Consider the following 12217-nt stretch of genomic DNA (forward strand, 5'->3'; position numbering starts at 1 on the left):
AAAGGGGCCGAAGCCCCTCTATTCAGTGATTAAAATTCTAACTCTGCATTAGTTTCAGAACCTTCATCACCTTTTTCAGGCTTGGCTGGTACAGATAGCAACTCTTTACGAATTTGTGACTCAATTTCGTTAGCGATCTCTGGATTTTCTTCCAGGAACTTGGCTGCATTCGCTTTACCCTGCCCGATCTTATCGCCATTGTATGCGTACCAAGCACCACTCTTATCAATCAGCTTTTGCTGCACACCTAGGTCGATTACTTCGCCCATGTGATAGATACCTTTGCCGTACATAATCTGGAATTCTGCTTGGCGGAATGGCGGAGCAACTTTGTTTTTAACAACTTTTACACGAGTCTCGTTACCGATAATCTCATCACCCTGCTTCACCGCACCAGTTCGGCGAATATCCAAACGAACTGAAGAGTAAAACTTAAGTGCATTACCACCCGTAGTCGTCTCAGGGTTACCAAACATGACACCGATTTTCATTCGAATCTGGTTGATGAAGACTAGCAAACAACCTGACTGTTTAACGGTACCCGTCAGTTTACGCAGTGCTTGAGACATCAAACGTGCTTGCAAACCGACGTGCGAATCACCCATATCACCTTCAATTTCAGCCTTAGGCGTCAATGCAGCAACCGAATCGACAATGATCACATCAACAGCGCCCGAGCGAGTTAGCATATCGGTAATTTCAAGTGCTTGTTCACCTGTGTCTGGCTGAGACACAAGAAGCGAATCGACATCAACACCAAGTTTCTCAGCATAAATTGGATCTAAAGCGTGTTCAGCATCCACGAATGCACAAGTTTTACCCTGTTTTTGAGCTTCAGCTATCACTTGCAGGGTTAGTGTTGTTTTACCAGAGGACTCTGGACCGTAGATCTCTACAACACGACCGTAAGGAAGACCGCCTATACCTAGGGCAATATCCAATCCTAGTGAGCCAGTTGAAACTGCAGGGATAGCCTCACGAGGCTGCTCACCCATGCGCATGACTGCGCCTTTACCGAACTGTCGCTCTATTTGTGAGAGTGCTGCGTCTAATGCTTTCTTACGATTCTGATCCATGAGAAATTCCTTGAGCTGTCTACTGGCTAACTACTGTATTAATAACCAGTATTAAAGCACAGGTAAAAAATATGTCAAACAGGAATACGAAAATAATTTCACAAACGCTCTAAGAGCCCCGTAATAGCTGCATTTATGGTCGCCTGCCGAATTACGGAACGATCTCCATCGAACTTAAAACAGCGCGCTTCTGACTGTTTATTAGGTATCTTCCAGGCAATCCATACAGTACCGACAGGCTTATCTTTACTACCACCAGTGGGACCAGCTATACCAGTCACAGCGACCGCCAAATCCACGCCCTCTTGATTTGCCGCCCCTTCAGCCATCGACTTAGCAACGGGCTCACTTACTGCACCCCACTGATCAATCAATTCGTTTGGAACACCCAATAAACGCTGCTTAGCTTCATTGGAGTAGGTAACTAGACCACTATCAAACCACTGTGATGAGCCCGATATATCAGTGAGCGCCTGAGCAATACCACCGCCGGTGCAAGACTCTGCCGTCGCCATCATTAATCGTGCATCAATCAGCTTTTTAGCCAACAGATCAATTTGCTTATTCATCACTCTTCACAGTCAAAGCTTTCATTAAAATTTATTGTTCTCGTCACTCGATAATCAAACAGATTCAAGTAGAATCTGATCTTTAGCTCGCTTTAATAATTGTAAATTTTATGTCCAATAGTCCACAAGATCTTTCCCAGCACACGCCAATGATGCATCCGGTTGTATTGATACATAAATCAATAATTTAAATACACACAAATATTTATACTATACCAAATGCTACACTAATATGCAGCTCAGGCCTGAGTTGCATCCCACCCAATCGCTAAAGAGTTTAACTTAAGAGCACCAGAGCCAATCCCCTGTGGCCACAAATATATTTATACGTAAAATGGGTTAGGTACTTTGCCAGATTCAACACCCCACCCCCATGGGGGAGTCCACTTTCATTTTGGGTCCCTATAACAATCTAGGTATTACTATTTCAGACGAACGAATTGAGATATTTTCATTTCTCGCTTAAGAGCAACTGAAAGCTTAATCCCATCAAAATCGGTCCAGTGAAAATTTAAATTTTTAGTCTGTCAAAAAAAAAGCCACCTATTAAGGTGGCTAAGACAACATTCACTAATGAAAAACTAGAAGGGATAAACTATTCCTTTCTCCATACTGCTGATCCATTTAGTAGTAGTAAATTCATCTAAATTAACTGGCCCGCCAATTCGACCAGCATCTCCAGAAGCCTTCAACCCACCAAATGGGACTTGGTATTCATTGTTTACTGTTTGATCGTTAACATGGATCATCCCTGCATCAACTTGATCTGCAATCATATTTCCACGAGCAGTATTAGCAGTATGTATAGATGCTGACAAACCATGCTCAGCTTGGTTTGCCAATGCAACAGCCTCTTGATCATTTGCAAATGTGATAATCGGTGCAACTGGACCAAAAATTTCTTCTTTGAAGATTGGCATTTCAGTGGTTACATCAATCATGACGGTTGGAGATATTTTCAAACCGTCCCTAGTACCACCACAAATAACTTTTGCCCCCATAGCAACAGAATCATTTATTAACTTCATAACTCTATCAGCTTGGCTTGAATTAATTAGGGGGCCCAAGTGACACTGCTCAGAATGCGGATTACCAACATACAATGCTTCAGCTCTAGCTTTAAGTGCCGAGGCGTAATCCGATGCTTTTGATTCGTGCACTATATGTCTACCCGCTTGCATACAAATCTGTCCTTGGTGCAGAAATGCTCCCCATGCGCCACAAGATGAAGCAGATTCAAGATCAGCATCATCGAGAACGATAAATGCATTATTACCACCTAATTCAAGAGATGTTTTCTTAAGGTTTCTTCCACAAGTAGCCGCAATCTCCTTGCCGACGAGAGTAGAACCTGTAAATGCAATCATCCCAACATCACTATTATCAACAAGCGCAGCGCCGACATCCCCAGCGCCATATGCTACCGTCACTATCCCTTCTGGCAAGCCAGCCTGCTCAAGTAGTTTCTGGATTAATAGACCGCCTGTAATGGAACTTTGTGGATCCGGCTTAATGATTACAGCATTACCCATTGCAATCGCTGGAAGCACAGCTCTCAGAGAGAGTAGTAACGGGAAGTTCCAAGGTGATATAACACCTACAACACCTATTGGTACTCGCACTCGCTTATTCGTTCTACCAGGCATGTTTGATGGGTAAATTTCACCAGAAGGCATCATAGTCATGGCTGCACACATATGTGTTTGATCAATACTAGCCTGCAATTCCCACTGAGATTTAGGAACAATTGACCCACACTCTCTTGCGTTCCAAGAGTGAATCAGATCCGCATTTTGCTCAAGCAAATCAGCAAACTTTCTTAGAATCTTAGCTTTACTGTCAAAATCAATAGCAGACCATTTAACTTGTGCCATCTTAGCAGTTACTACCAACCCAGCTACTTCAGATGCAGTAGCAGCTTGAAGCGTTCCCAATGATCTTCCAGTAGCAGGTTCTAATAAGTCGAAGCTAGGACCAGTAAATCCAGTTTCGAAAGCAAGATTGAACTCTTCATTTTTAATTTCTGTGAATTCCATTTTTTCCACCTTAACTTGGGTTGGCTTCAATAATTTTGTCAGCAATGTAAGAAGCAAGCGCATACACTGTCTCCGATGGGTTATAACCGATTGAAGTTGGTAGCAAGCTCGCATCGGCCACATAAAGCTTTTTCACATCATGCGTTTCACCAAATTGATTAACTACAGTTTTTGCTGGATCAGCACCCATTCGACAAGTACCTTGAGGATGGAAAGATGTGTATCTGTAGCGGGCAGGTTCATTTACCAGCCCATCTATAACAGAATCTATCTCGGATTCACTGTTGATAAGTGTTTTATCTGATGTCGGCAAATATAAATACTTAGCACCAGCAGCAAACAAAATTCGAGCATTATGCTTAAGTCCCAGTTTCATTCCCTCGAAATCTTGGTTATCGACATCGTATTTAATTTCTTTGTAGCCCTTCTCAATAGTTACTTCACCAACATTTTTATCATGAATCAGAGTAATTAAGCGGATCGTATTTCTATACCTCTCCATATAATTCATATAAGGCTTACCTGTTCCAGGCTCCGCCTGAAATGATGCTTCCACAGGCTCCTGAACCGCATTCAAAAGGATGTAACCACCTTTGTCCGGCAGAGTGTTTGTATCAACAAACAAACTATGAGTTGCACCATGAAAATCATCAACTTGCTCGTCAAATACTGCGGTAACAGACATTGAGGGATGACATGCAAAGTTTTTGCCTACTTGTCCGCTAGAGTTAGCGAGGCCTGATTGTTGAAGAATTATAGGAGAAGCAACTGGACCAGCAGCCAAAACTACAATTGGAGCACTAACTTGAACTTCTGCCTTCACTTCACCCGTTTTTGGATCTACAACCTCGGCAAGCACCCCTGATGCAGAACCATTTTGGGTTAAGATTTTTGACACGCGAGTATCTGCGTATATTTCTGCCCCATGATTACAAGCCCAAGGTAAGTAGGTAACCAACATTGACTGTTTCCTATCACTTTTACATCCAGAGAAGCAAAAACCAGATAACGAACAATCTTTGATATTACGATGAGCAGGACCTCTAACCATTCCAAGCTTATCGATGCCTTTGCCAATTAGTTCTGCACCAGCGCTTGTTTCATGACTTTTGACTTGAGTGATCGATAAGTTACTTTCAACTTTCTCAAAATAGGGCGCCATCATCTCAGATGTTAAATTTGTAAGACCAAACTCATCCGCCCATAACTTTAAATAATAATCTGGGGTTCTGAAACATAATGCAGCATTAACGACGGTTGAACCGCCAACACAACGTCCTTGGAGAACAGTAATATCGCCGCTTGTATTAGACTGACCACCTTCATCCTGATACAAGGTACCCATTGCTACGGCCATCATTTCTTGAAATTGAGATGATGGAACATAAGGACCTGCTTCAAGAACAATAACTTTCTTGCCGCTTTTAGCTAGCTCATAAGCGTTAATAGCGCCACCCGCACCAGAGCCGATTATGACAGCATCAGCTTTAAGATTGAGTGAACCCACAGAAATGTCTGCAGCTGTTTTGATATTTAGAGTATTTGCAGTTGTCATATGTCACCTCAAACTTTTGGCTCTGGAGCATTACCGTAAATTTTGATTCCAGCTTTATCTGTAACCGGCCCGTCATAACCCAACGGGGCCCAAGTATTAGGGATTGCCCAATATGCTAGAACTGTAAGTTTTTTTAGCCCCATAGCTAAAGCTCGATGAGGAATTTGATCTGAGCCTGACCAATCATCAATAAACCTAGCTGCTTTCGATTCAGATAATTCAACAAACTCTGATCCAAATTGATCTTTTGTAGCGCTGTTAAAGTAACCGATTCCGCCCCTAAGACCCTGACGAATATGAGGTGCCATACCCGCAAGTAATGCTCCTTCGATAGTTGCAAGGACTGGTAGGGTTGAAGGATCAACAAGATTCGTTCCTTGTGTAGGCAGGCAGACTTGGATTAACTTCGAAAATACCTTCTTCTCGAGGTCATCCATTTTATTTTCATCTGTCAATATTCCAGCACTTACTGGGATCAACGGTAGAACTGCAGCAGCAGCTGCAATTGATGTTAGAGCCTTCAAAAAAGCTCTTCGGTTGAGAGTTGTATCAATCATTGGTACTCGTCCTATTGTTTTTATTAGCTATGTAAAACATCTAATAAAAAGCATAACGCGTGCCAATTTTTAAAAAAATATAAAAAACAATAACTTAAAAAATTACACAGCAAGACTAATTCATAAACTGTTTCAATTTGATACAGTTTTCACGGCCCAAGTGTTTCTCTGTGAAACAACCTCAATAGCCGTAACTTTTAATTTTTCTATAGAGAGTGGATCTAGAAATCCCCAAGATTTTAGCTGCATATGATAAATTCCCATCAGCTTTTTCAATTGCTGCAGAAATAAGGTTTTTAGTATTGTCTTCAAGATGCAATTTATCTTCGGAATTATTGTGTTTCGATTTTTCCAACAAATTAAGGTACGACAATGGAAGGTCGTTTAAGCTTAATACGCAATCAGGTGGAACAATTGCATCCAACTGAATCAATAGATTTTTAAGCTCTCTGATGTTGCCGGGCCATTCGTGCTTCGTGAAGAAATCTGCTAATCCATCTGAAATTTTTCGATTTGAAGCAGATATATCGCTAAGAATACTTTCTGTTAGATGCAATATGTCATTGCGTTTTGCAAGGTTAGGTAGCTCTATACTTAACCCCTTAATCCTATAAAACAAATCGGCTCTAAATTTACTTTCCTTAACGCTCTGCTCTAAATCTATATTGGTTGCAGATATTAACTGAAAGTTTCCCAACAAAGGTTTTACACCGCCAACTGGGCGGTACTCACCGGACTCTAACAGTCTGAGAAGCTTAGACTGGATGAGTAAAGGCATATCCCCGATTTCATCCAGAAACAAAGTCCCACCATTTGCTTCACCAATTAATCCGGAACTTCCACTACTTAAAGCACCAGTGTAAGCACCTGGAACATACCCAAAAAGTTCAACCTCCAGCATATTTTCGGGAATAGCAGCGCAATTAATTGCAACAAAATTTCCATCTTTGAAGTGACTTTGGGAATGAATTTCTCTGGCAGCAACATCCTTACCGGTCCCAGACGCTCCAGTTAATAATATTGGCAACCGGGATATGACTTTGCCCGCGTTATGTAGCGAGAGTTTTAAATCTTCTTCTCGCATCTGATTTACTAAACGCGATTGAGGAGGCTTACATATTTCAGTTTGGTCCGAATTGAATTCAGATATCAAATTAAGGCCACGAATAGTCGAAGAATTTCGATTTTCAGTCTGTACAACTCCATACAAAACTATGTCATTTTTCAAAACCATTTCAAAGACACGTCCTCGCATCAAGCCAAAGTCGAGCACTTCAGAAAATGAAGTTTTAAAAATATCTTCAAACGAAGCATTTTTTAAATTAAGTTTTTGATATATGAACTTTTTAGCTATTTCGTTAGCTCCCACAAGGCTTTGTGAGTGATCAAAAGATAAAACCAAATTACTAGGATCGCCCCAGTTAGTTGGATTGATCGATAGTTCAATAACCAATGACTCAGGAATTTGTTTTATGATTTGATTTTGAATAGTTTGGGCCGTTGATTTCAGAAGATAAAGGATTGAACTATCCACAATTGGGGACTCGTGCGTTATATCCAATGCCGCACAAACATGTCCTTTTTCATCCAGAATTGGTACCGCAGCGCAATTAAATTGCTCATGCGCTTCATTGAAATGCTCACCACCAAAAACTCTAACTAGAGATTGAGAATGAATTGCACATGACATAGCAGTTGAGCCCACTTTGTTCTCAGATAGAACTATACCCTCTTGGAAAGCACTATTAATCGCTAAGTTTGTATTTGATTTACTTTTAATGGCCCTCAATGATCTACATTTTGTATCTGTAAGCATGAGTGACCAACCAGCTGGAGAAACAGCTTGTGCAAGGCGATCGATATGCACATTGGCAATTCTAAGAAGATTGAGGTTTTTATCTCTAATAGATTCAAATTCGAAACCCTTTAGAATCTCGTAATCTAAGGAAGCATTCATCGATAAAGCGCCATTCGCACACCGCATCCACGAGTCCAATATAGGGTGATGAACACCATGTATTTTATCAAATGCGCCGTTCTGAAATAGCTCCCGATTTGTTTGGATTAGAGACCCCATTTTGAATCCTTATATTTTTATTTTAAGTCCAAGACTACCCAAAAATTCTTAGCAAAGAAACATAACTTTTCTTCATTTTTTTGCGAAAAAATCAAAGATAAAATGAGTCGCAAGGATCCAAAAAAGCACACCTGAACTCTTTTAACAGTCCTTTGCTCTTACGTAACAATTTCAAGACATCCCTAATCCAGAGCACTTGACCATCAAGCATAACTAAACAAATAAAAAATATAACTCATTGGAATATCTAAAGTAGTTAATCAATCAAAGCCTCTAATGCCACATTCATGCAGCCCTGACATTTACAGGCAGGGCAACCGATACCAATCGGAATTGGCTCAATAAACGGATCGCCAAAGTGGACACTCTGTACGGCACTAACGCACTGACTACAAGGTTGCTGTAGAGCCTCGACACGCCGCTTATCCATCTCCGCATTCCAGTGTGCTGATTCTGTTAAATAACGATCATTAAGCTCTTTCTGGCGATTCTTACGCCCCCACCAACCAGTACCTGGTTCAGGTCTTACAGGGCAATTTTCAGGAAAGTCATAGCTGCGATTCTCAATACTGCAACAAGCATCACAGGATACCGTGATAAACTCATTGGCCAGCAAACGGGTAGAGCCTTCACACACAGTTTTAGTGAAATCACATTTTGAGCATTGGAGTTTGAAGAGCTTTCCCATAATTTATTGCCCTGAGCTTAGTTTTTGATTGCAGTTGCAGCTTAAACAAGCTTGGAAAGTATATTTTAAGCAAGTTAAATCATACCAATCTCTAGCATAACAGCTTCTAACTCACGTAATTCTCGCAGTTTGTGCTTTCTGGCGTCACGTAGTGCACTAGTTTCTCTTCCGTGAACATATCGTGCGTTATCGCGGCGTTTCTTACCTTCTAATGTCTTAGCGCTAGTCGAACGACTCCCGTGAAACCTACAGTTGTTTTTGCCGCGCTCTGATGGGTTTCGGCATTGTTGCTTACTTCGCTTACTTACTGCTTGGCATCGTGGGCACGTTACTCGGCCACCAAGGGTTGTGATAGTGGGTTCCTTAATCATTTCGTAGTACCTCTTGGAAGGAAGCATGGTAGATGCAGGTTTGCAGGTTTATATGCCAATTTCTATTTCTTCTACTAAGAGAAAATTTGTAAGAGCTATTAGAAAACACCACTAAAACCTGCAAACCTGCACCACATGAGCTACCCCCCATTTGCCAATTTTTCAGTTAGCTCATCCTCAGCTACTTTTATACCAAGCCGATTACGATTATCAGGAGCAAGTTCATACCCATGTTCTTTTAACTTACGACCGAAACTTTTAGACGTCATACCTTTAAAGCCGTTACAACGACACCAGTTATCAAATGATTGATATAGGATGCTTGCTGGTGTCTTAAAAGTACTACCTATATCGCAGCACTCCATCAACCACTGATTCAGAACATCTTGATCATCCCGATACTCTTTCGTAGCCCCCAATAGCTGATTAGGGACCTCTAAACCTGACTTAACCCATGCTCCTACGCCACTTATAGCCCAGTTCAGAATACCAGCTGCTTCATTACGTAATTTCTGCTGAAGTTTTGGATCTACCTCTTGGTCTGTTATGACATGATTGAATGGTACCAACACCATTCGCCTCCACATTCCCTCACTGTTATCCGTGATGATAGGCTTATGATTACCAACCATTAGTAGTTTATGAGTAGGCGAGAAAGAAATCTCACTACTGTATAAAGGTCTAGCTGTAATTGTATCTCCGCCACTAAGTTCTTTAACCCTCGCATCATCGAGCATTCGCCCTTCTGTTGTCTCACTACAGTAGGCAAATCGCGCGCCCCTCAATTTCATGAGGTCTGGGCTAGCCTGTTGTGTGCTTCGAGTGTGTTTCATTAGTAATTCAGTCTGCAATTTCACTGCGTAATCACCCAGCAACCATCCAAGAAGCTCTATCAAAACAGTTTTGCCGTTGCGGCCAAGACCGTAAAAGAAAACAAATTTGTGCTCAATTACTTCGCCTGTTAAGAGATATCCGACATATCGTTGTATAAACTGCCTGACATCGTGATCAGGCAATACCTTGTTCAAGTACTTTAAAAAGAGAGGACAACTAGCTTCAGAATCGAATGAGACATTGGCACGCTTTGAAACCCTCAAACTGGGCTCACTCCGCAGCAATGAGCCTAACCGAAGATCGATAACACCGTTTTGAACCCCCAGTAAATATGGATCGGCATCGAAGTAAGTCGAGTTTGCCCACATGCCGTGTTCAACTCGCCCCAATTCAACCATCGAATTCAGTGCATTTTTCATGCTAACCCTGCGAATTTCAGTAGCTAAATCCGCAATCCCCTTGTTTTGAGGGTCTATCTGAGCGATAGCGTTCATCTGCGCATGAAGCGAGCATACAACGCTTTTGGCAGCCTCTATTACAACTGGAGGATCTACTTTCGACCACCCTGTTTGTTCATCGAACATCAAATAGATGTTTAAATCCTGAATATAAATTAGACGATCACGATACATGTCAGCGAATAGCTTACCGTTAGCGATATCGCCCTTGTGATTACCACTCGATGTTCGATTAACTAGCGATTTAGTCAGCACCTGTTGGTCGATAGAGCTTCTTTCAATTGCAACTGGCAAGGTTGATTCATAATCGAGCGGTATCCGATGATCCCAAGTATTCGACTGCTTTGCTTTAGCTACAAGGCTTTTCACTCCGAGACCCTCTGGGCGCTCTATACGTTCAGCTAAAGCCCTATCGAACCTCCTGTTACACTCATCGAAACTGTATTTTTCTGATGATGTACCTTGCAGAGCTCCCGAACTGTATTGATGAAACCATTCTCGACCTTCCTCACCATAGACTCTTGCAAGAGCATTCGCCGTATCAGACCAGTCTTGTTCATCATCAGGGTAAATATGCGCTAACACTCTGCTTAAGGATTCTTCTGTAAGTTTCGCGTAGTGGGTCGACTGTTTAGAAAGCTCAGCAGGTTCAAGTTTTTTAGAGGCCGTGTTTCTTAATCCCGAGCCTCCTGTTTCTTTTGCCCAGTCATCGAGATACCCAAGAAGCTTATCCATTCGCTGTTCAGATAAAAACGCTAGCTTTAGACAAGTATCCTCGCCATAGAATGGAATACCCGTTAAGGCCATGAATGAGCCTTGCGAAAACACTTCAATTTGCCTGTTTTTGTATTTCGATATGCCGGGATGACGAGCAGCAAATACTGAAGGACTAAAATCAAAAACCTCCTTGGTTCTAGGTGGGCGATCACTCAATATGAAAATCTTAAAACCCGTGCCTGAGGGACTTTCCTCCACATAGGCGTCTAGTTTGTTCACTAGGTCGCGAACGCCCGAATCAACTTCAGTCGAATCTATATCGGCGAATCCGTCGCCATCTAAACAATAAAGGTAATACTTATCGACTTCATTGACGGCAGTTGTCGCCAACCCTGATTTACCAAGAGAAATACCAACTCCAGTCCCCGCTCTATTTGCTAGATCAATTGTTTCATGCAGCTGATACCTGTTCTGATTCTCTAGGTGACTTACACGATCGCCATGGGAGTTAACTGGTGATTTTAACCACTTACCACTCTCGGACTTAAATCTGTTCCACAGCATGAAATCACGGCCGAAATAATCTAAGAAAACTTCGCTTAAAACATCTCCAGCAAATTCACTACTTGGTTCTATATGAACTGTTTCAATAGCCATCAATGAACCCCGCTCGCGCCGAATACGGTATTTTTGATTGGCTTAGGTGTCCAATGCCCAACCGTAATAATTTCATCGTATGGCCTAGCGCAATCTTCACAAATAACTGCATATGACTGCTTAAGATCTCTAGGCTTACGAATTGTAAGAACGACAGATGCTTGCGCATTACATCTATGACAGTTTTTATCACCATATCGCTGAGTGGCCTTGGCTATTTTTGTTCTAGAAATTTTCATCACAGCCCCCCAACTCTTCGATAAGTGACTTGATATCAGATTTACGCCATGCCCTACGTTTGGCAGAAACTTGAACAGATGAGGGATAAACCCCACTTTGAACGCATCGATAAAATGTAGCTTTAGATATTGGAATCAGATCAGGGATGATCTGTTCGATTGAAATGAAACCCGGCCCATCCAGACTGATAGGCACTGTAGTGTTTTGAGTCATGTTGCATCTCCCGATTAACAGAAGATACCCATCATAGGCATATTACCTACCCTCGCAACCAGTATTTCTCCAACCCACTGTTAACTTGTTAACACAAAGCATCAACGAAACTTTATCCAATAAAAACAAACACATAAGAACTACCTAATATATAAAAACCATATTTTTA

Annotated in this window: 10 protein-coding genes; all 10 read right to left on the minus strand. The window is 41.7% G+C overall.

What is annotated here, in order from left to right:
• Positions 1-29: 29 nt before the first annotated feature.
• The 10 genes from recA to XMA152_RS09155 all read right to left on the minus strand — a co-directional run bounded on the left by recA (position 30) and on the right by XMA152_RS09155 (position 12048).
• On the minus strand, positions 30-1076 hold the full coding sequence (gene recA / locus XMA152_RS09115) for a recombinase RecA (RefSeq protein ID WP_173483400.1): 1047 nt from the start codon (positions 1074-1076) through the stop codon (positions 30-32).
• 98 nt (positions 1077-1174) lie between these two features.
• A complete protein-coding gene (locus tag XMA152_RS09120) occupies positions 1175-1645 on the minus strand; it encodes a CinA family protein (RefSeq protein ID WP_173481432.1) in 471 nt (156 codons plus the stop codon).
• 581 nt (positions 1646-2226) lie between these two features.
• Entirely contained in the window at positions 2227-3744 is a 1518-nt protein-coding gene (locus tag XMA152_RS09125; protein ID WP_173483401.1) for an aldehyde dehydrogenase family protein, read from the minus strand.
• On the minus strand, positions 3692-5236 hold the full coding sequence (locus XMA152_RS09130) for an FAD-dependent oxidoreductase (RefSeq protein WP_173483402.1): 1545 nt from the start codon (positions 5234-5236) through the stop codon (positions 3692-3694). The genes XMA152_RS09125 and XMA152_RS09130 overlap by 53 nt, the downstream gene beginning before the upstream one ends.
• Positions 5237-5244: 8 nt before the next feature.
• Complete coding sequence (locus XMA152_RS09135; protein ID WP_173483403.1) at positions 5245-5793, minus strand: gluconate 2-dehydrogenase subunit 3 family protein; 549 nt, start codon at positions 5791-5793, stop codon at positions 5245-5247.
• A gap of 181 nt (positions 5794-5974) precedes the next feature.
• Positions 5975-7750 carry a sigma-54-dependent Fis family transcriptional regulator gene (locus XMA152_RS09140; protein ID WP_173483404.1) on the minus strand — a complete coding sequence of 592 codons (1776 nt, stop codon included), beginning with the start codon at positions 7748-7750 and terminating at the stop codon, positions 5975-5977.
• 376 nt (positions 7751-8126) lie between these two features.
• Complete coding sequence (locus XMA152_RS09145; protein ID WP_173483405.1) at positions 8127-8558, minus strand: hypothetical protein; 432 nt, start codon at positions 8556-8558, stop codon at positions 8127-8129.
• A 74-nt stretch (positions 8559-8632) separates the two neighbouring features.
• Positions 8633-8956, minus strand: coding sequence for an HGGxSTG domain-containing protein (locus XMA152_RS12840; RefSeq protein WP_371731529.1), 324 nt, complete (start codon positions 8954-8956; stop codon positions 8633-8635).
• A 113-nt stretch (positions 8957-9069) separates the two neighbouring features.
• Complete coding sequence (locus XMA152_RS09150) at positions 9070-11595, minus strand: phage/plasmid primase, P4 family (protein WP_173483406.1); 2526 nt, start codon at positions 11593-11595, stop codon at positions 9070-9072.
• A gap of 225 nt (positions 11596-11820) precedes the next feature.
• The gene (locus XMA152_RS09155; RefSeq protein ID WP_173483407.1) at positions 11821-12048 is read right to left on the minus strand and encodes an AlpA family transcriptional regulator; all 228 of its coding nucleotides are present in this window, start codon (positions 12046-12048) and stop codon (positions 11821-11823) included.
• Positions 12049-12217: the final 169 nt, after the last annotated feature.

It is taken from the genome of Marinobacterium sp. xm-a-152, assembly GCF_013282965.1.
Classification (GTDB): domain Bacteria; phylum Pseudomonadota; class Gammaproteobacteria; order Pseudomonadales; family Balneatricaceae; genus Marinobacterium_E.

Coding starts and splice junctions, on each gene's coding strand:
- recA (WP_173483400.1), bottom strand. CDS start 1,076: ATGGATCAGAATCGTAAGAAAGCATTAGACGCAGCACTCTCACAAATA.
- XMA152_RS09120 (WP_173481432.1), bottom strand. CDS start 1,645: ATGAATAAGCAAATTGATCTGTTGGCTAAAAAGCTGATTGATGCACGA.
- XMA152_RS09125 (WP_173483401.1), bottom strand. CDS start 3,744: ATGCGCTTGCTTCTTACATTGCTGACAAAATTATTGAAGCCAACCCAA.
- XMA152_RS09130 (WP_173483402.1), bottom strand. CDS start 5,236: ATGACAACTGCAAATACTCTAAATATCAAAACAGCTGCAGACATTTCT.
- XMA152_RS09135 (WP_173483403.1), bottom strand. CDS start 5,793: ATGATTGATACAACTCTCAACCGAAGAGCTTTTTTGAAGGCTCTAACA.
- XMA152_RS09140 (WP_173483404.1), bottom strand. CDS start 7,750: ATGAATGCTTCCTTAGATTACGAGATTCTAAAGGGTTTCGAATTTGAA.
- XMA152_RS09145 (WP_173483405.1), bottom strand. CDS start 8,558: ATGGGAAAGCTCTTCAAACTCCAATGCTCAAAATGTGATTTCACTAAA.
- XMA152_RS12840 (WP_371731529.1), bottom strand. CDS start 8,956: ATGCTTCCTTCCAAGAGGTACTACGAAATGATTAAGGAACCCACTATC.
- XMA152_RS09150 (WP_173483406.1), bottom strand. CDS start 11,595: ATGGCTATTGAAACAGTTCATATAGAACCAAGTAGTGAATTTGCTGGA.
- XMA152_RS09155 (WP_173483407.1), bottom strand. CDS start 12,048: ATGACTCAAAACACTACAGTGCCTATCAGTCTGGATGGGCCGGGTTTC.